The following is a 19,374-nucleotide window of genomic DNA, read 5'->3' as shown; positions in this document are numbered from 1 at the left end:
CGCTCCCCGTGGCCCGGAACGTCCGTCTTCGGCCCGTATCCTCTCGCTATGACCTGGTCGCGTGCGCTCAAGGAGGCGGCTCGTTCGGGGCTGACCATCGAGCGGACCAAGCTCACCCCGTTGATCGCCCTCCGCGGCGCGGCCGGCGTCGCCCTCGTCATCGGCCTGTGCCTGTGGCGCGGCGACCCGACGCTCGCGGTCTCCTCCGCCTTCGGCGCGTACGCCTCCGGGATCGTCACCTTCCAGCGCAGCATGCGGCCGCGCCCGGTGCTCGCGCTCGCCGTCGCCGGCGCGCTGGCCGTCTCCACCTTCCTCGGCTATCTGGCCGCGGCCCGTCTCGTCTCCTTCGTCCTGCTGCTGGCCGGCTGGACCCTGCTGGCCGGGATGGCCTGGGCGATCGGGCCGGTCGCCGGGCTGATCGGCACCCAGACCGTGGCGATCATGCTGGTCACCGTCACCCTGCCGACGTCCGTCCTCGGCGCGCTGGAACACGCCGCCCTGATGTTCTTCGGCGGTCTGGTCCAGGCGACTCTCATCGTGCTGCTCCCGGTGCGGCCCTGGGGCGTCCAGCGGGACGCGCTCGCCGACGCGCTGGCCGACGAGGCGGACTACGCCCGGCGGCTGCGGCACGACCCGGTCGCCCCGTTCGACCCGTCGCCCCTGATGGACGCCCGGCTCGCCTCCGCCATTACTCCCCGTCAGGCCCGGCGCCGCCCCGTACAGCTGCACGGTCCCCGGGGGCTTGCCGAACGCGTCCGGCCGGTCCTCGCCTCCCTCGCCGACCCGGTCGTCGGCGCCCCCCTGGAAGGGCCCGAACGTGACCGGGCCCGGGACCTGCTGGGCGCCGCGGCCACCGTCCTGGACGCCGTCGCCCACGCGGTACGGCACGCCCGGCCGGTCCGGCTGCCCCCGGAGGCGATGGCCGTCCTCGAAGTGCCCGCCACCGGCCCGATGCTCCACGGGGCCGCCCGGCGCTCCGCCTACCGGCTGATCTCGCTGCTCGCCGACGCCGTCGAGCTCACCGACGAACCGGTCCGCTCCACCCGCCCCACCACCGAGGCCGAACGCGGCCATCTGCTGCGTCCCAGCGTCCCCCGGCTGGTGCCCGGCGCGCTGCGCTCCCTGCACCGCGAGGCCCGCTGGTCCTCGCACATCCTGAGGCACGCCCTGCGGGTCTCCGCGGTCGCCACCGCCGGTTATCTGCTGGGCACCGTGCTCCCGTTCGGCCACGGCTACTGGGCGCCGCTGGCCTCGGTCATGGTGATGCGCCCCGACTTCGCCCAGACCTACTCCCGCGGTATCGCCCGTTTCCTCGGCACCCTCGTCGGGGTCACCGTCGCGGGCGCGCTGATGGCCCTGGCGCATCCGGGCGGCTATGTCAGCGGCGGGCTCGCCGTGGTGAGCGTGGGGCTGATGTACCTGCTGATGCGCACCGGCGTCTCGGTGACCTCGGCCTGCGGGGCGGCGTATGTGGTCTTCCTGCTCGGCCTCGCGGGGGCGGGCTGGGAGCAGACCGTCCAGGAACGCGTGGTGCTCACCCTCCTGGGCGGGCTGCTGGCGATGCTGTCGTACGCGCTGTTCCCCGCCTGGGAGACCCCCAAGCTCCGCGACCGGCTCGCCGCGTGGCTGGAGGCCAACGGGCGCTACGCCCTGGCCGTGTTCGACCTCTACGCCACGCCCGCCGAACGCCGCCCCCGGCAGATCCGCGACGCCCTGCTGGACTCCCGGGCGGCCCGCGCGGCCTGGGAGGAGAGCGAGGCCCGCGCCGAGAAGGAACCCGTGCGCCACCGCGGCCTGTCCCGGGCGTCGGCGAAGGCGGCCGGCGCCGCGCTCGCCACGATGGGCCGGGTCACCATGATCCTGGAGGTCCACCTCCCCGAACGCGATGCCGCGGCCTCACCCGGTGCCACCGCCTTCGCCTTCGAACTGCGCGCCTGCCTGGAGGAGGCCACGCGCGCGGTACGGGAGCGGGACGAACTGAACTGGAGCGAGCTGCGGGACGTATGGGAGAGGTGGGACGCGGAGGACGAGAGCCGTGGTGTCGCCCTGCGCGTCGCGGACCTGCAGCTCGACGCCCTCGACGACCTGGCGGAGGCGCTGTCGCGGGAACCGCGCACGGACGACGGGACGGACCAGGACGCCCCGGACGGCGGCAGCCGGTGAGAGTGAGGTGAGGGAACCATTCAGGGCCCCCGGTAGTCTTATTGACTGCCCGCAATGAACGCCATTGCTCGCCCATGGGGTTGTCTGCGGCGCAATGTCCCAGGCCCCCACTCCCTCGCGAGAGAGCACACGAACCCCCCATGGCGTCCAGCACTTCGTCCGGAACCTACGACATAGGCATCGACCTCGGCACCGCCAACACCCTGGTGTACGCCCGCGGCAAGGGTGTGGTGCTGAACGAACCGTCCGTCGTCGCGGTCAACGCCGCCGGCGAGGTGATCGCCGTGGGCGCGGACGCCAAGCGGACCATCGGCCGTACGCCCTCCGGGATCACCGCGATGCGCCCCCTGCGGGACGGTGTCATCGCCGACTTCGATGCCGCCGAGCGGATGCTGCGCGCCCTGATGAAGAAGGCCCTGCCCAGTCGCCGGTTCGCCCGGCCGCGGGTGGTCATCTGCGTCCCCTCCGGCGTCACGGGCGTCGAACGGCGCGCGGTCATCGACTCCGCCCGCGGCGCCGGGGCCCGCGAAGTGCACCTCATCGAGGAGCCGATGGCCGCCGCGATCGGCGCCGGCCTTCCCGTGGACGAGCCGGTCGGCTGCATGGTGGTGGACATCGGCGGCGGGACGACCGAGGTCGCCGTCATCTCCATGGGCGGCCTGGTCACCGCCCAGTCCGTACGGGTCGCCGGCGACGCGCTGGACGCCGCCGTCGCCGCCCACATCAAGAAGCAGCACTCCCTGGCCATCGGCGAGCGCACCGCCGAGGACATCAAGATCGCGATCGGCTCGGCGGTCTGGACCCCGGTCGACCTCGACGAGGACGGCGCACCCGACCGCCCCTTCTCCTACACGGTCCGCGGCCGCGACCACATCAGCGGCCTGCCCAGGATCCAGGAGATCAGCGAGGAGGAGATCCGCGGCGCGCTGGCCGAACCGGTCGAGGCGATCGTCCGCGCCGTCCACCGCACCCTCGACGAATGCCCCCCGGAGCTCTCCGGTGACATCGTCGAGCGCGGGATCGCCCTGACCGGCGGCGGCGCCCTGCTCCGCGGCCTGGACCACCGGCTGCGCGAGGAGATGGGCGTGCCCGTGACGGTCGCCGACGATCCCCTGGACTGCGTGGTCAACGGCACCGCGAAGTGCGTCGACGAATTCGCGTCCCTGCACGGCCTGCTGACGGGCGCCAAGGAACAACCGCGGCGGTCGGTGCGGTTGTAGGCAGTGGCCGAGGCCTGTCCGCGAAGTCCCGTCGTTCGCCCGCAGGGCGTGCCAGGCGCCGCGAGGCGGCGGGGTGGGGAAGACAGGCCCGAGGGCGCGGGGCTCGCGTCCGGCCGGTTTGCCGTCCCGGCAAAAATTCTTGCGCGCGGTGGAGCACCGCGATGATCGTGGGGGAGCGGTCACCGGGGCCGCGGGCCGCGCCGGACCGGGGCCCGCGCCCGTGGCCGCCGCCCGCAGGCGTTGCCACCACCGGCGCCGCCGCACTCCCCGAGGAGGATGCATGCCGCAGTCTGCCAAGACGCCGTCCACGCCGCCCACTTCCCCGGCCGCCCCGGTTCCGCCGCCGGCCGCCCCGCTGCCGGCGGCGACGCACCGTACGGTCGAGGTCCCCGGCGGCCGCATCCACCTCGTGGAGCAGGGCAGCGGCCCCCTCGTCCTGATGGTCCACGGCTTCCCCGAGTCCTGGTACTCCTGGCGCCACCAGCTCCCCGCGCTCGCCGCCGCGGGCTACCGGGCGGTCGCCATCGACGTGCGGGGCTACGGGCGTTCCTCGAAACCCCGTGACGTGGCGGCCTACCGGATGCTCGCCCACGTCGCCGACAACGTGGCGGTCGTGCGCGCCCTCGGTGAGGAGACCGCGACCATCGTGGGCCACGACTGGGGCTCGCCCATCGCCGCCAACACGGCGCTGCTGCGGCCCGACCTCTTCACCGCCGTGGCGCTGCTGAGCGTGCCGTACACGCCCCGCGGCGGGACCCGGCCCACCGAGGGCTTCGCGCGGCTCGGCGGCCCCGGGGAGTTCTACGTCAACTACTTCCAGGAGCCGGGCCGGGCCGAGTCGGAGATCGAACCCGATGTCCGCGGCTGGCTCGCCGGGTTCTACGCGGTGGCCTCGGGCGATGCCGAGCCGCCGTCCGGCGGGGACCACGTCGGAGGGTTCTCGGTCCGGCCGGGCGGCAAACTGTCCGACCGCTTCCCCGCCGACAACCCCCTGCCCCTGCCCTGGCTCACCGACGCCGATCTCGACTTCTACGCGGGCGAATTCGAGCGGACCGGCCTGACCGGCGGGCTCAACCGCTACCGCAACGTCGACCGGGACTGGGAGGACCTCGCCGCCTGGGACGGGGCGCCGCTGCGGCAGCCGTCCCTCTTCATCGGCGGGGAGCGCGACGCCCCCACCAACTGGATGGCCGACGCCATCAAGGCCTTCCCGCAGACCCTTCCCGGCCTGTCCGCCTCCCACATCCTGGAAGGCTGCGGCCACTGGGTCCAGCAGGAACGCGCCGAGGAGGTCAACCACCTCCTCGTCGACTGGCTGGGATCCCTGCCGACGAAGCCCGCCGCGCGGCCGGCGTCCTGAGCACCGCCGCGCGGGGCGGCGTCCTACGCGCCGCCCCGCGCCCCGCTCAGATAGGCCTCCAGGCCGTCCAGGATCCGCTCCAGGCCGAACTCCCCTGCCCGGTCGCGGGACGTGGCGTCGGTTCCGGAGCCGGCGACGGCCGCGGCGACCGCGGGAAAGCGGTCGGCGCGGCCGGCGAGGAGTTCGTTCAGCGCGGCGCTCATGACCCCTTCCGGGCTCTTGGCCCGCGCGCTGCCCAGCCCCATCGAGGCCGACACCTGGGCGAGGGTCCGGACGTGGCCGTGCACCACGACCACGGTGTCGAGCTGTTCGCCGCCGGTCAGGCCGGTGTCCGCGAGCGCGGCGAGGGCGCACTCGGTCCAGCCGAGTTCGTGGGGGCCCATGACGCGGGGGCCGACGGCCGCGCCCAGCAGCCAGGGGTGCCGGTGGTAGACCGCCGTAAGGGCCTTCGCCCATGCGCGCAGCGCCGGCCGCCATCCGCCGCGCTCGTCCTGGCCGGGGCCGGCCGGCGCGGCCACGACCGGCGGCTCCCCCATCGCCGTATCGATCATCAGCGCGACCAGTTCGCTCTTCCCCGGCACATAGCGGTACAAGGACATCTTGGTGAAGTTCAGTTCGGCCGCGACGCGTTGCATGGAGACCGCCCCGAGCCCGCCGGCGTCGGCGAGGGCCATCGCCGTACGCGTGATCCGTTCCAGGCTCAGCGCCGGCTTGGGGCCCCGGCTGGGCCGCTCCCGCCCGCCCCACAGCAGCTCGACGCTGCCCGCCTGATCTCCGAACACGCTGCGCTTGCCGTCGTCTCCCGCCATCCCCGCATCCTAAAACTGTGTCCGGGGTATACAGAATGGTGTCCGTCGGATACAGTTTCTCTCATCGGTACGATGGATCGGATCGACGGGGGAGTGTGCGATGACGCACGACATGACGCATGAGATGCCGTACGAAACGGCAACGGGGCGCGAGGGGGCAGCCCGGCCGGACCGGGACCAGGAGCGGCGAACGGCACCGCCGGGGCGCTCCGTTCTGATCTCCGGTGCCAGCGTGGCCGGCCCGGCCCTGGCCTACTGGCTCGGCCGCTACGGCTTCCGGCCCACCGTGATCGAGCTGGCACCCGCCCTGCGCGGCGGCGGCTTCGCGGTCGACTTCCGCGGGGCGGCCCAGCTGACGGTGCTGGAGCGCATGGGCGTCCTGGACGACATCAGGGCCCACAGCACGGGCGGCGGCGACCCCCTCACCTTCATCGACGGGCAGGGGCGTCCGCTGGCCGCGATGCCTCCCGAATTCAGCGGCGGCGAGGTCGAGATACTGCGCTCGGAGCTGTCCCGGATCCTTCACCGGCACAGCCTGACCCCGCCCGGCAGCCACCACACACCCGGCAGCCCGCCCGGGGACCCGGCCACCCCCGAGTACCTTTTCGGCGACTCCCTCTCCTCCCTCACCGAGACCGCCGACGGCGTCCATGCCACCTTCGAACGGGGCGCGCCGCGCACCTTCGACCTGGTGATCGGCGCCGACGGTCTGCACTCCACCGTGCGCCGGCTCGCCTTCGGCCCCGAAAAGGACTTCGTCCGGCACCTCGGCTACTACGTCGCCGCCTGGGACCTGCCCGAAGACGCCGGAGACCTGGCCGCCCGCCCGGTCGGCTACGGCGAACCCGGCCGCCTCGCCACCGTCGGCCGCACCCCCCGCCGCAGCGGGGAACGGGGCTACGCGGGCGAAGTCTTCTGTGTCTTCGCCTCCGAGGAGGAGCTGATATCCGACCGGCGCGATCCCCGCGCCCGGAAGCAGGCGATAGCCCGGGCCTACGAAGGCGCCGGCTGGCGGACGCCGGAACTCATCGCCACACTCGGGCAGGCCGACGACGTCTACTTCGACTCCATCAGCCGCGCCGATGTACCGCGATGGTCCACGGGCCGTATCGCGCTCCTCGGGGACGCCGCCTACGGCGCCACGGTCGGCGGCATGGGCACCGGCTCCGCGATCATCGGCGCCTACGTCCTCGCCGGAGAGCTCGCCCTCGCCGAGGGGGACCACCACACGGCCTTCGCCCGCTATGAACGCCTCCTGCGCCCCTATGTGACCCGGTGCCAGCAAGGCGGCCGCGGCGCTGGGGAGTTCCTGGCCCCGGCCACCCAGGAAGCCCTCGACGCCCGTAACGCCGCCCTGAACTCCCCGGCCGCCGTCGCCGCCATGCTGCAACAGGGCCAGGACCTCTCGGCGGCCCTCACCCTGGACGACTACCCCGCACGGGTCGCCGACGCGGTCCGCGCCCGGTGGTGAACTTCCCGGCTTCACGCTGAGCCATATGGGTGTTCCGGCGTCAACGCGATTGTCCGGCATCACCTCTTCTGGGTTACTGATGGTGCCTGGTCGGTGGGCTGTCCATCCCCCTCGGGCTTCCGCGGTCGGCCCACCCTCCAGCCCTTTGCGCTGTGGGGGCCCGAAGGACGGACGGCAGTACGACGGCCCCGCCGCACCGCACGGTGCGACCGGCCGCTGTGCGCCGTGTGAGCTGTCCTCCCCGTACGGCTGGCCGCTGCCAGTGCTCGGGTCCCGGCTCGTGAGCCGTGTCTGTCACGGACGGACCCGGCAGCGAACTCACTCAGCAGGAGGACTCCATGTCCACACCCACCATCCAGCCGGCCCTGCCGGCGTTGCCTCTTGGACCCGTACTGCTCGGCGTAGTGCCCAATTCGGGGCCGACCACGGGCGGCAACACCGTGCAGCTCGTCGGGCTCGGCCTCGGCGGCGCCAGCAGTGTCCTCTTCGGGACGTCGACCGCGACGATCGTCGGACAGGACCCGCTGGGGCTGACCGTGTCGGTCCTGGCCCCGGCGCACGCCGCGGGTGCCGTGCAGGTCACCGTCACCACCAGTGGCGGTACCAGCAACCCGGCGTCGTACGTGTACGTGGCGCCCGTCCCGCCGACGGCCGCGGTCATCACCCCCAACTCGGGGCCGGTCGCGGGCGGCACCGCGTTCGTCATCGCCGGAACCGGCCTGCAGGGCGCCACCGTCACCCTCGGGGGCAATGCCGCGGCCGTCGTGGGCACGGACCCCACCGGCAGTGTCCTGTTCGGTGTCACCCCCGCGGGACCCCCCGCAGGAGGCAACGTCCCGGTCGTGGTGACGACCCCGGGCGGCACCGCGACCGTCCCCGGCGGCTACACCTACCTGGCGGCGCCCCCCACGGTTACCGGAACGGTGTCGCCGTCCTCGGCGGCGGCGGGCGCCACCTTCACTATCGTCGGGACCGGGCTCCTCGGAGCGACCGTGCTCTTCGGGGCCGCCCCGGCCACCGGCGTGGTGGTCAACGCGGGCGGTACGTCCCTGACCGGCACCGTCCCGCCGGGCACGGTCGGATCGACGGTGCAGGTGACCGTCCAGACGGCGGCCGGCAGCGCCAACGCCGGGTCGTTCACCTACCTGTGACGGTGACGGCCCGTCCGGCCGGATGACAATCCGGCATCCGGCCGGCGCCGGCGGGCCGCACCCGGCTCGCCCGGACCCGTCCGGGCAGCCCGGCGCCGTCACCCGGCGGGGGGACGCCGGAAAGCGGTTCGGCCCCCGCCCGTCGTACGGGCGGGGGCCGAACTCGCCGGTGGCTCCCCATGGCTCTCCCCGGGCCGCACCGTCCCGTCGGGGGGCAGATAGCGCCGGGCGTCCTGCGGCGGTCGCCCGGCGGCGCCGCACAGCAAGGGCAACGGAAGCCCCGCGTCCGCCATCCACGTCAGCCCGGTGTGGCGCAGATCCTGCCGCCGGAGGTATTCATGACCGAGCTCGGCCACCACGTCGTCCCAGCCGGTGGTGTCCCGCAGCACCGCGGCGGTGAACCGGCGCCGGTGCGGACCGGTGAACAGCCGGGCCGCCGGCGTGTGCCGCGCCGCCTCCAGCCGGCCGGCGGCCAACTCCCGCGCGGCGGGGCGCAGCGGCACCACCCGGTGGTGCCTGCCCCGGCAGGCGCGGTCGCCCAGGCCCGCCGGCTCGGACACGGTGAAGCGCTGGACCTGCCAGGTCCAGGTGCTCATATCGATGTCCTGGGCCTGCAGGGCGGACACCTCGCTGAAGCGGGTACCGGTCCAGGCGGCGAACCTGACGATGTCGCCCCACCCCTGGTAGCCGTCCGAGGACCGCTGGACGAGGGTGGCCGCCAGCCGCTCCAGCGTCTGCACGTCCGGCAGGGCCAGCGCCCTGGGAGTGGTGCGTTCGCTCTGCGCCCGCTGGTACTCCTGCTGCCAGCCGGCCACCCGGGCCGGATTGGCGTCGAGCACCCCGTCCCGCACGGCCTGTTCCAGGACCCGCACGAGCACGGCAAGGCTGTTCTTCACCGTCGACAGCCCGCATTCGTCGGCGATCCAGCAGTGCAGGGCGCGGTTGACGACGCGGCGGGTGACCTTCCGGATCAGGACGTGCCCGATGCTGGGAACGACACGCAGCCGCCATCCGGCCTGGTAGGGGGACATGGTCAGGGGCTCCAGGCCGTGCATCGCGGCCGGCCACCGCCGTTCCCCGTAGTCGGTGAGCGACATCGTGTGGGTGTCGGCCTCCCAGGGAAGCCGGTCCCCGGCGTTGTTGTTCATTATCGAATCACCCTTGTCTGCTGGGGAGTTATTCGGCCGCCCGGTACTGATGGCGTGCTGCGCTCTTGAGGCGGGAAAGCGACCCCCTGGGAATCGTGCTGACTTCATGCCGGTGGGGCGGTGGTGAACTGCGGTCCCCGGCCCGGAGCGCTTTGGCGTGCGGTTGGCCGAGGGTGCGGGAACAACAGCCGGCCAAGGTCGGAAAAGGGGCCGGACTCCCCGGTGCGGACGGCCGTAAGACGGTCTCCCATGACGCTGTCGCTGCTACGGAACAATGGTGAACTCCTCTCCAACAGGGCTATGAAGGAGGGGAGTTGTGTTGCGGGTGAACGTTTGCCGGGGTCGCGGCGACTTCCGGTGCCTCCCGTCCTCGTCGGCGGGTTTCCCGCTGCCTAGGGACAGCAGGTCAGTTGTCGCTGCGCTCCCCATACAAGAATGACAAGCGACGCGCTTGCTGCTGTGCACGGTTCTCGTGCGCCACCGGGCAGGAGCAGTGAGTTATCAAACGCCTCATCGGTCATGAGTGGAATAAAGGCATCTCCGCGGGCCATTGCGCAAGTTGGTACGGCTTTGTTCTTTTCGCGCTGCTCCGAACGGGTGGCCTTATCGATTGACTGTTGTAGCCCGGCGAGCCGCATGGATAACTAGTCGCATCCAACCGGTGGGCCGCCCATCCTCTCCGGGGAGCGGCACCTGGCCTACCCGTTGGCCCGGCCCAGCGCCTGGTTGCGGTCAGACCGAGATGCCGTATGGGCGTCCCCGGTAGAGGGTTTTGGATCCGTCAGCCGGTGCCGATACGTCGGCACCGGCTGATCGGCCCCCACATTCGGTGAGGGGGCTTCATGCGAACCATTTCCGTCCTTCGCTGGGTCAACGGTCTGCGCGCCTTGATCCCGGGCCTCACCGTGACAGCACCGGTATCCGCCAGGTCCGGAACGGCCCTCACGACCCCCGCTCCCGGCGCGGCCCTCACGACCCCCGCTCCCGGCAGGGCACACACCGCCCCCGCCCCTCATGGCCGTGCGAAGTCCCGCAGTGTCCCCGCCCGCAAGGGGAATTCACCGGTCCGCGGCACCGCCCCCACCACCGCACACGGCGCCGCCCCCACCACCGCACACGGCACCGTACCGCCGTCCGCGAGCGGCACCTCCGGCCACGCCGCCGGCTCCGCGGGAGGCCTCCGCACCCGCATCCGTCCGGCCGTCCCCGTGGCCGCGGCGGTCCGGTGCGGTGCCCCGCACACCGCCGCCGGCCCGGCCGGCGCCCCCCTCCCCGGCTTCCGCCACGAGGCACAGCCGGCCGTCTGAGACCGGCCGGCCACCCTTCGGGCGCGCCGCCCGGGGCGACGGCCCGGCCCCCCTTTCGCAGCCGTCCGGCCCCGGCCGTCCCGGCCGCCCCCCGCAGCGAGCTGCGCCCGGCTCCCCCGACCGCCCATCTGAAGCCTGCCCCCCACACACCCACTCCGACAGCACACCGGAGGACAGCATGGCGCAAAGAAGAATGGTGATCCTGGTCGACGGGCCGGAGGGAAATGGCCTGCCGCAGTACGCGCGCGACAATGCGGGCGATCCGATAAGGATCCTGCGCGGCAACGGGTATGAGCGCTTCGAATTCTACGGCGAATACGCGGACTTGGGCGGAGAGCCGGTCCCCGTGTACCGCTGGTGTTACCGCACAAGAATCGCCGAATAGACGCTGTGCGTCACCGGGAAACAAGCGATGTGCAGAGGAGAGCGACCATGTTGAACCTCGTGAGGGACGGAGTCCTGTCATGAACCGAGAATCCGGTAAAGACGCAACCGCAGGTGAAGGCCGGAATGTCGTGGTGACCGGTGTCGGGTTCTGTCTGCCCGGTCGTACGGAGCCGGTTTTCACCGCCGACGACATGTGGGACGTGGTCTCCAACGGCCAGTCCTGCCTCAAGCGTGACGAGGTGTATTACGGCTCGGTCGAGCTCACCCAGGCGATGTTCGACGAACGCCTCCCGGACGTTCCGCCGTTCTTCTCCCAGCATTACACCCCGGCGCACCGGTTCGGACTGGTGTCGATGGCGGAAGCCACCACCGATGCCGGACTGGCTTTCTGTGGCGGAGCGCTGAGTGAAGCCGCCATTCTGGTCGGTCGCGGAGGTGTGGACTCCAATGTCGAAAGCTATCTTTCGGTGCTGAGTGCCGACCCCGGAAAGACCTCCGCGCCGGACGCCATGGAATTGTTCGTCGCGGCCCAGCAAGCCGTGACCCCCTCCGATGTCGCCCTGGTGCAAGCGGCGCTGACCCAGTCCAACGGCCCCTGCTACACCGTCTCGTGCGGCTGCGCGTCGTCCGCCGTGCAGATCGGCAACGCCCGGCGGATGATCGCCCAGGGCGAGGTCGACATCGCCGTGGTGACCGGGGTCGACGTCTTCAACGTCCACCTCATCCAGAACATCCAGCGGCTGCTGAGCGGGGCCCAGCAGACCTACGACGCCCTCCGCACGACCGACATGCCCGAACTGCTGCCGTCCTTCACCTCCCTCATGCGGCCCTACGACCGCCGGGCGGACTGCATCAACCACGGCGAGGGCGCGGCCACCGTGATCATGGAGAGCCGGGAACACGCCGCCCGGCGCGGGGCGCACATCTACGGCCAGGTGCTGGCCACCGCCATGACCCGGGACGGGCTGGCCAACCCCCTCGCCTGCGACGAGACCGGCGCGGAACTCGTCACCGCGGTCCGCCGCTGCCTCGGCGACCGGTGGCAGCTGCGCGATGTGCCGTACGTCCACGGCGGCAGCGACGGCAACGTCATCGTCACCGCCTTCGAGGCGAACGCCATCAAGGAGCTCTACGGAGCCGACAACGACGTCCTGATGACGTCCCAGGAAGGCTGCTTCGGCCACAATGGCGCACCGGCCGGCTGCCTGGGCGTCGCCATGACGCTGATGATGATGGAGCGAGGGCAGGTCTGCCCCACCGCCAACTGCGAGCAGCCGGCCGACGGGCTGCCCTTCGACCCGGTCCCCGGAGTGCGGCCGCGGCCGCTGGACTTCGACTACGCGCTGAGCTTCAACTACCAGGTCGGCGGCGTGAAGAACGCCATTCTCCTCGGCAGTCCGGAAGCCGTGTGACCACGGGCAGATCACCTCCCACGTACGGAGACCCCGATGAGCAACGACATGCACGGCCCGGGCGCCGAGACGCGCCCCACCCATGAGACAGACCGGATCGCCGTGATCGGCATGGGCTGCCGGCTCCCCGGCGACACCGACTCGCCCGCGGCCCTGTGGCGGCTGCTGGTCGAGGAGCGGGACGCGGTGGGCGAACTGCCCGCCGAGCGCCGGCGCCTCGTCCCGGAGGACCCCCCGGGCCCCGGGGGCAGGGCGCCGACACCCCGCCAGGGCGGTTTCCTGCGCGACGTGACGGGCTTTGACGCCGCCTTCTTCGGCGTGGCGGGCCGGGAGGCCGACGTCCTGGACCCCCAGCACCGCCTGCTGCTGGAAGTCACCTGGGAGGCCCTGGAACACGCCGGCCTGCCACCGGACCGGATGAACGGCACCCCCACGGCCGTCTTCGCCGGCATCAGCTACAGCGACTACATGGACCGGCTGGCCGGGCAGCCCCAGGAACTGGAGGGGTCGATCCTGACCAACGGCCACTGTGTGGCCGCCGGCCGGATCTCCTACCTGCTCGGACTGCAGGGGCCGTGCGTGGCGCTGGACACCGCCTGCTCCTCCTCGCTGGTGGCCGTGCACATGGCACGCCGGGCGCTGATGGCCGGCGAGTGCGACCTCGCGCTCGCCGGCGGCGTCACCCTGAGCTTCCAGCCGCGCATCACCCGGTCCTTCGCTCGGATGGGCATGCTGTCGGAGGGCGGCCGCTGCCGGACGTTCGACGCCGGCGCCGACGGGTTCGTACGGGGCGAGGGCTGCGGCGTCGTGGTGCTGAAACGTCTCGCCGACGCTGTACGGGACGGTGACCGGGTCCTGGCGGTGCTGCGCGGCTCGGCCACCAACCAGGACGGCTCCTCCGAAGGGCTGGCCGCCCCGTCGGTGACCGCCCAGACGGCCCTCTACCAGGAGGCCCTGGAACAGGCCGGCGTCGACCCGCGGGACGTGGGCATGGTCGAGGCGCACGGCACGGGCACCCCCGTGGGGGACCCGATCGAGTTCGCCAGCCTCGCCGAGGTCTACGGCAACGGGCCCGGCCGCTGCGCCCTGACCTCGGTGAAGACCAATGTGGGGCATCTGGAACCGGCCGCCGGCATCACCGGACTGATCAAAAGCGTGCTGTGCCTGCAACGCGGCACCATCCCCGCGAACCTGCACTTCCGGCGCTGGAACCCGGCCATCTCCGCGGCCGGCACCCGTTTCTTCGTCCCCACCGAGCTGTCCGCCTGGCCCCTGCGGACCCCCACCCGGCTGGCCGCCGTGTCCTCCTTCGGCTTCTCGGGCACCAACGCCCACGTCCTGCTGGAACAGGCGCCGGAGCGTCCCTCCGCCCACCGGCAGGACTCCGGACGGCCGGACCGGGGCGCCTGTGAGGTCTTCCTGGTGCCGGCCGGCTCTCCCGACGTCCTGCCGGCCGCGGCCACCCGGCTCGCGGACTGGATGGAGGGCGACGGCGCGCACGTCCCGCTGCGCGACCTCGCGCACACCCTGGCCCTGCGGCGCTGCGCGGGCCACGGCCGGCTGGGGGTGGTGGCCTCCGGACGCCAAGAACTCCTCACGGCCCTGCGGTCCTTCGCGGCCGGGCAGCGGCATCCGGCGGTCGTGACCGGCGCCGTGGGCGCCGCCGTGGCGCGGCAGCCGGTGTGGGTGTTCTCCGGCCAGGGCTCCCAGTGGCCCGGTATGGGCCGCCGGCTGCTGAAGACCGAACCGGCCTTCCTCGACGCGCTGACCGAGGTCGACGAGCTCATCAGGGCGCAGAGCGAGGTCGCCGTCCTCGATGTGGTGCGAGGCGGCCGGCCCGTCCACGGATGCGGCACGGTGCAGCCGGTCCTGTTCGCCCTGCAGATCGCCCTCGCCGCGGCCTGGCGCTCGTACGGCGTCGAACCCGCCGCGGTGATCGGGCACTCCATGGGCGAGGTCGCGGCGGCGGTGGTCGCCGGGGCGCTGACCCTGGCCGACGGGGTCCGGGTGATCTGCCGGCGCTCCGGGCTGCTGAGCGATATCGCGGGGTCCGGCAGCATGCTGAGCGTCGGCCTGGACGCCGACACGGTGCGGGCCGAACTCGCCGACAGCGCGGCCGGCACCGTCTCGGTCGCCGTGCTGTCCGCACCCGACTCCACCGTCGTGGCCGGACGCACCACGGAGGTGAGCCGGCTGGCCGCCGCCTGGGAGGCCCGGAAGATCCCGGTGTTCCCGATCGCCGTGGACGTCGCCTCGCACTGCCCGCTGGTGGACCCCGTGCTGCCGGCCCTGCGGTCGGCCCTGGCCGGTCTCGACCCCCGCTCGCCCAAGGTGCCGTTCTACTCGACGGTCGTCGACGCCGGCCGGACACCGGCCTTCGACGCGGACTACTGGTGCGACAACCTGCGCCGCCCGGTGCGCTTCGCCGAGGCGGTGGCGGCCGCGGCGGCCGACCGGCACCTGATCTACACCGAGATCTCGCCGCACCCCGTGGTCACCCACTCCATCGAGCGCAGCCTGGCCGGTCTCGTCACCGACCCCGTCGTGCTGCCCACCCTGCGCCGTGAGGAGGACGAGCAGGCCACCTTCCGCACCCAGCTCGCCGCGCTGCACTGCGCCGCGGTGCCGGTGAACTGGCGGCGCCTCTACGACGACGGCAGCCTCGTCGACGCCCCCACCGTCACCTTCGACCGCCGCCACCACTGGGCCGACACCGCTGCCTCCACCGCCCCGCCCGCGGAGATGGCCGAAGCCCCCCGGGCGGGGCTGCCCGGCCACCACACCGAATTCCCCGGCGAACCCGTACGGCACTGCTGGCGCGCCGACGCCGGCACCGGGGCGCTGCCCTGGCTCGGGGACCACCGGGTGCACGGCAACGCGGTCCTCCCCGGGGCGGCGCACTGCGGGCTGGCGCTCGCGGCCGCCTGCGAGGTCTTCGGCGCGGCACCGCACGAAGTGGAGGTCACCGACGTCCACTTCACCCAGCTGCTGCGGCTGGGCGAGACCACCGAGGTCTCCACCGCCGTCACCCTGACCGCACCGGACCGGGCGCACTGCGAAATCCTCGCCCGGAACGAGAACGGCGACTGGGAGGTGCAGGCCGACGCGGTGCTGCACCGGCTGACCGTACGGCCCGAGCTGCGGCCGAGATCCGTCGACGCGATGAGCCTGCGCCACCCGGTGCCCCTGGAACCGGCCGCCCTCTACGACAGCCTGCGGCTGCGCGGCCTGGAGCACGGCCCGGCGTTCACCGGTGTCCACGCACTGCACACCGGCCGCCACAACGACAGTTTCTGGGCCAAGGTCGGGGTGCCGCCCGAGGCCTGCGCCCCCGACCCCGGCCTGCCGGTCCACCCCGTCCTCCTCGACGTCTGCGCCCAGCTCGCCGTGGCGCCCCTGATCAACGAGGACGACCGGTCACTGGTGCTGCCGGTGAGCATGCAGGCGGTCCGCATCCTCGGCGACCCCGCGCAGGCCGCGTACTGCCACGCCCACGTCAGCGAGATCACCGCACAGGCCATCGTGGCCAACGTCCGGCTCCTGGACGACAACGGCGCCGTGGTCCTCGTCGTCAACGGCCTGCGCTTCGCCCGGCGGGCCCTGCGCGAGACCCCGGAGGTCGACGACTGGCTGCTCGGCATCGGCTGGCGGTCGGCACCCCGGGCGGCACCGGACGGCGGCCACGCCCCGGGGAGCTGGGTCGTCGTGGGCGAAGCGGACGGCTCGGCCCAGGCGCTGGCCGCCGCGCTGCGCTCCCGCTGCGCCCGCACGGTGGTCTGGGACCGTCCGCTGGACGACACCTCGCTCGCCGCGTTCCGCGACGCCCTCACCGGCCGGCTGTCCGCCACCCTCGAAACCCCGCGCGGGGTGGTGCTGGTGTGCGGACGTGCCGAGGGCGGGGAGCCGACCGTGCAGTCCCTGTGGCGCACCCGCCGGCTGCTCGGCGCGATGCAGGCGATCACCGCCACCTCCTCGGCACCGCGCCTGTACGTCGTCACCCGGGGCGCCCGCAGCGTACTGCCCGACGACGAGGTCGACCTCGGGCAGAGCGCGCTGCGCGGACTGCTGCGGGTCGGCGCGCTGGAGCACCCCGAGATCCGGCCGGTGCTGGTGGACGCCGACCCGCACGAGGCCGATCCCGAGGACGTGGCCCTGGAACTGCTGGCCGACGCGGACGACGACGAGGTCGCGCTGCGGGCGGGCCGCCGGCACGTCGCCCGCCTGGAACACGCCGCGCCGAACGGCGGGCAGGACCAGGCCGCCACCCCGTGCACCGTGCGCTACGGCGAGGACGGCTTCAGACTGCGCGCGAGCCGGCTGGGCGATCTGTCGAGCCTGGAGTACGCCGCCACCGGCCGGCGCGCACCGGCACCCGGCGAGGTCGAGGTGCGGGTCACCGCCGCCGGCCTGAACTTCCGCGATGTGCTCACGGCCATGGGCCTGCTCCCCGGCGACCTGGACGTCCGCTACCGGATCGGCTTCGAGTGCTCCGGTGTGGTGAGCGCGGTCGGCGCCGGGGTGGAACGCCCCCAGGTCGGGGACGAGGTGATCGCCGTCGATCTGCGCGGCGGGGCCTTCGGCTCCTTCCTCACCCTCCCCGCCGACGCGGTCGCCCCCATCCCCTTCGGCATCGAACCGGTGGCCGCGGCCGGGCTGCCGATCGCCTTCCTGACCGCCTGGTACGCGCTGCGCTCGGTGGCCCGCCTCGCCGCCGGGGAGCGGGTGCTGATCCACTCCGCCACCGGCGGCACCGGCCTCGCGGCGATCGCGGTGGCCCGGCTGCTGGGCGCGGAGGTGCTGGCCACGGCCGGCAGCGAGGACAAGCGCCGCTACCTGCGGAGCATGGGCATCCGCCACGTCATGGACTCCCGCACGCTGGAGTTCGGCGAACGCACCCGGGAGGCGACGGGCGGGGAAGGCGTCGACGTCGTCCTCAACTCCCTGTCCGGGGCGGCCATCCGCACCGGCCTGGAGACGCTGCGGCCCTTCGGCCGGTTCGTGGAGCTGGGGGTGCGCGACATCATGGCGGACGCCCCGCTCGGCATGCTGCCGCTGCGGCACAATGTCACTCTGAGCACCGTCGACCTGATCGAACTGCACCGCAACCGCCCCGACGCCTTCGCCACGGTGTGGAAGGACGTGCTCGGCGCGTTCGAGGAGGGCCGGCTCAAGCCCCTGCACTGCACGGAGTATCCGCTCGCGGAGGCCACCACGGCCTTCCGCACCATGGCGGCCGCCGACCACATCGGCAAGCTGGTGCTGACCGTGCCCGCCGAGGGGGACGCCCCCGCGGTGCTGCCCGAAAGGGACCTGCCCGTGGAGGAGGGCGGCGCCTACATCGTCACCGGCGGACTACGCGGCCTGGGGCTGGCCACGGCGAAATGGCTGGCCGCGCACGGCGCCGGCCATGTGGTGCTCAACGGCCGCAGCGCCCCGGAGCCCGAGGTCGCGCAGACGCTCGCCACGGTGCTCGGCAGGACTGCCAAGGTATCGGTGGTCCTGGGCGACATCGCCGATCCGGATGTCGCCCGGCGGCTGGTCTCCACGGCGGTGAGCGAGGGATTCCGGCTGTGCGGGGTGGTGCACTGCGCCATGGTCCTGGACGACGCCGTGATCACCAACGTGGCCGACGACCAGCTGGAACGGGTCTGGATGCCGAAGGTCGTCGGCGCCTGGCATCTCCACCACGCCACCGAGGACCACGCGTTGGACTGGTTCGCGGCGTTCTCCTCGATGGCCTCCCTGCTGGGCAACCCCGGCCAGGGCTCCTACGCGGCGGCCAACTCCTGGCTCGACGGGTTCGCGGCCTGGCGCTCCGCTCAGGGGCTGCCGACCGTGGCGGTCAACTGGGGCCCGTGGGGCGAGATCGGCGTCGCCACCGACTTCAGCCGCCGCGGCTACCGCACCATTCCCACCGACCACGGCCTGGAGGCGCTGCGGGCGCTGCTGGCCCGCCGGTGGGTGCAGACCGGGGTGATCCCCGGCCCGCCGGACACCTGGGTGCCGCCCGCCGGCCGCCATCTGCCGTTCTTCAGCGGGGTGTCCGGCGAGGCACCGGCGGACCGGACGCCGCCGCCCGAGGAGCCCGACGACATGCGGACCCGGCTCGCCGCCCTGCCGCCCGGCCTGGCCAGGAGAGCCGCGCTGGAAGAGCACCTGGCGGGCCACGTCCGGGACGTGCTGCGGCTGGGGGAGAGCTCCCTCGACCCGCAGACCCCGCTGAAGTCGCTGGGATTCGACTCCCTCCTGGCCATGGAGCTGCGCGTACGCATCGACCGCTCCTTCGCCGTCTCGCTGCCGAGGAACTTCGTCTGGGAACACCCGACCCTCGCCGCCCTCGCCGCCGGTATCGCCGAGCACCTGGGCCTGGAACTGACCGCGAATTAGCCCCTGGCCCCGCAGGCCATTCGGGGACCGCAGACGCCCGGCGGAGCGCACAACGGCCCGCCGGGCGTCGGCGTGCCGGGGGCCGGGGGCCGGGGGCCGGGTGCCGGGGGCCGGGGGGCGAGGGCCGAGCCGGCCGGGGGCACGAAGCCACGAAATTCTCACCTCGCCTCACCTCTCCCTCCCCTCTCCTCATGCACGCAAACGGATGCCGCAATTCCGAACCGCCGCGATTTCTGGTAGATTCTTGCCGCCCGAAACTCTGGCACCCCTCCGCGCATTACCGGGAAATTCCATTACCGGTAATGCGCAACCGTTTTTTTATGGTGATAGTATTTCGCGTCCCCATATACCCGCCCCGCTCCCGGCGCTGCACTGCGCGCCTTCCCGGGCGGACGCCCCGAATGCTTGAATTATCGGGAAAGGGCGAGGTCAGAAAGCGGCCCGGTACGCACCGGAGGCGACGCGGCGCACTGCGAAGGCCGCCGCCAGGGCAGATCGAGCGATGGCGCTGGCCGTGTTTCATGAGGCGAAAGCGGCATCGAGGTCCATGAGGCACGTA

Annotated in this window: 11 protein-coding genes; 9 read left to right on the top strand and 2 right to left on the bottom strand. The window is 73.0% G+C overall.

From position 1 onward, the window contains the following. Nucleotides 1-48: 48 nt before the first annotated feature. The 3 genes from CFW40_RS11655 (at nucleotide 49) to CFW40_RS11645 (ending at nucleotide 4,743) form a co-directional block, all read left to right on the top strand. Nucleotides 49-2,163: an FUSC family protein gene (locus tag CFW40_RS11655; protein ID WP_088797720.1), complete on the top strand. Its 2,115-nt coding sequence runs from the start codon at nucleotides 49-51 to the stop codon at nucleotides 2,161-2,163. Between the two features lie 140 nt (nucleotides 2,164-2,303). Beyond that, complete coding sequence (locus CFW40_RS11650; RefSeq protein WP_088797719.1) at nucleotides 2,304-3,383, top strand: rod shape-determining protein; 1,080 nt, start codon at nucleotides 2,304-2,306, stop codon at nucleotides 3,381-3,383. A gap of 280 nt (nucleotides 3,384-3,663) precedes the next feature. Continuing rightward, nucleotides 3,664-4,743 (top strand): alpha/beta fold hydrolase, encoded by a 1,080-nt coding sequence (locus CFW40_RS11645; protein ID WP_088797718.1) that lies wholly within the window; start codon nucleotides 3,664-3,666, stop codon nucleotides 4,741-4,743. A 23-nt stretch (nucleotides 4,744-4,766) separates the two neighbouring features. On the opposite strand, the gene CFW40_RS11640 is transcribed toward CFW40_RS11645, so the two are convergent. After that, the gene (locus tag CFW40_RS11640) at nucleotides 4,767-5,552 is read right to left on the bottom strand and encodes a TetR/AcrR family transcriptional regulator (protein WP_088797717.1); all 786 of its coding nucleotides are present in this window, start codon (nucleotides 5,550-5,552) and stop codon (nucleotides 4,767-4,769) included. A gap of 100 nt (nucleotides 5,553-5,652) precedes the next feature. Here CFW40_RS11640 and CFW40_RS11635 point away from each other — a divergent pair, with 100 nt between their 5' ends. Continuing rightward, entirely contained in the window at nucleotides 5,653-7,023 is a 1,371-nt protein-coding gene (locus CFW40_RS11635; protein WP_256331506.1) for an FAD-dependent monooxygenase, read from the top strand. Between the two features lie 338 nt (nucleotides 7,024-7,361). After that, on the top strand, nucleotides 7,362-8,174 hold the full coding sequence (locus tag CFW40_RS11630) for an IPT/TIG domain-containing protein (RefSeq protein WP_088797716.1): 813 nt from the start codon (nucleotides 7,362-7,364) through the stop codon (nucleotides 8,172-8,174). 98 nt (nucleotides 8,175-8,272) lie between these two features. Here CFW40_RS11630 and CFW40_RS11625 read toward each other — a convergent pair whose 3' ends face one another. Further along, nucleotides 8,273-9,322 carry a tyrosine-type recombinase/integrase gene (locus CFW40_RS11625; protein ID WP_088797715.1) on the bottom strand — a complete coding sequence of 350 codons (1,050 nt, stop codon included), beginning with the start codon at nucleotides 9,320-9,322 and terminating at the stop codon, nucleotides 8,273-8,275. A gap of 842 nt (nucleotides 9,323-10,164) precedes the next feature. Here CFW40_RS11625 and CFW40_RS36625 point away from each other — a divergent pair. From CFW40_RS36625 to CFW40_RS11605, 4 genes are all read left to right on the top strand, one after another. After that, nucleotides 10,165-10,629 carry a hypothetical protein gene (locus tag CFW40_RS36625; protein WP_088797714.1) on the top strand — a complete coding sequence of 155 codons (465 nt, stop codon included), beginning with the start codon at nucleotides 10,165-10,167 and terminating at the stop codon, nucleotides 10,627-10,629. A gap of 178 nt (nucleotides 10,630-10,807) precedes the next feature. Continuing rightward, a complete protein-coding gene (locus CFW40_RS11615; RefSeq protein WP_371127135.1) occupies nucleotides 10,808-11,014 on the top strand; it encodes a DUF5988 family protein in 207 nt (68 codons plus the stop codon). Nucleotides 11,015-11,093: 79 nt separating this feature from the next. Beyond that, nucleotides 11,094-12,428 (top strand): beta-ketoacyl synthase N-terminal-like domain-containing protein, encoded by a 1,335-nt coding sequence (locus tag CFW40_RS11610; protein WP_088797712.1) that lies wholly within the window; start codon nucleotides 11,094-11,096, stop codon nucleotides 12,426-12,428. Between the two features lie 36 nt (nucleotides 12,429-12,464). Further along, on the top strand, nucleotides 12,465-18,815 hold the full coding sequence (locus CFW40_RS11605; RefSeq protein WP_088797711.1) for a type I polyketide synthase: 6,351 nt from the start codon (nucleotides 12,465-12,467) through the stop codon (nucleotides 18,813-18,815). Nucleotides 18,816-19,374: the final 559 nt, after the last annotated feature.

It is taken from the genome of Streptomyces sp. 2114.4 (assembly GCF_900187385.1).
GTDB lineage: Bacteria > Actinomycetota > Actinomycetes > Streptomycetales > Streptomycetaceae > Streptomyces > Streptomyces mooreae.
The sequence above is the reverse complement of the archived record's forward strand: the minus strand, read 5'-3'. Positions and strand labels throughout refer to the sequence as shown.

Coding starts and splice junctions, on each gene's coding strand:
- CFW40_RS36625 (WP_088797714.1), top strand. CDS start 10,165: ATGCGAACCATTTCCGTCCTTCGCTGGGTCAACGGTCTGCGCGCCTTG.
- CFW40_RS11605 (WP_088797711.1), top strand. CDS start 12,465: ATGAGCAACGACATGCACGGCCCGGGCGCCGAGACGCGCCCCACCCAT.
- CFW40_RS11615 (WP_371127135.1), top strand. CDS start 10,808: ATGGCGCAAAGAAGAATGGTGATCCTGGTCGACGGGCCGGAGGGAAAT.
- CFW40_RS11650 (WP_088797719.1), top strand. CDS start 2,304: ATGGCGTCCAGCACTTCGTCCGGAACCTACGACATAGGCATCGACCTC.
- CFW40_RS11645 (WP_088797718.1), top strand. CDS start 3,664: ATGCCGCAGTCTGCCAAGACGCCGTCCACGCCGCCCACTTCCCCGGCC.
- CFW40_RS11630 (WP_088797716.1), top strand. CDS start 7,362: ATGTCCACACCCACCATCCAGCCGGCCCTGCCGGCGTTGCCTCTTGGA.
- CFW40_RS11610 (WP_088797712.1), top strand. CDS start 11,094: ATGAACCGAGAATCCGGTAAAGACGCAACCGCAGGTGAAGGCCGGAAT.
- CFW40_RS11625 (WP_088797715.1), bottom strand. CDS start 9,322: ATGAACAACAACGCCGGGGACCGGCTTCCCTGGGAGGCCGACACCCAC.
- CFW40_RS11635 (WP_256331506.1), top strand. CDS start 5,653: ATGACGCACGACATGACGCATGAGATGCCGTACGAAACGGCAACGGGG.
- CFW40_RS11655 (WP_088797720.1), top strand. CDS start 49: ATGACCTGGTCGCGTGCGCTCAAGGAGGCGGCTCGTTCGGGGCTGACC.
- CFW40_RS11640 (WP_088797717.1), bottom strand. CDS start 5,552: ATGGCGGGAGACGACGGCAAGCGCAGCGTGTTCGGAGATCAGGCGGGC.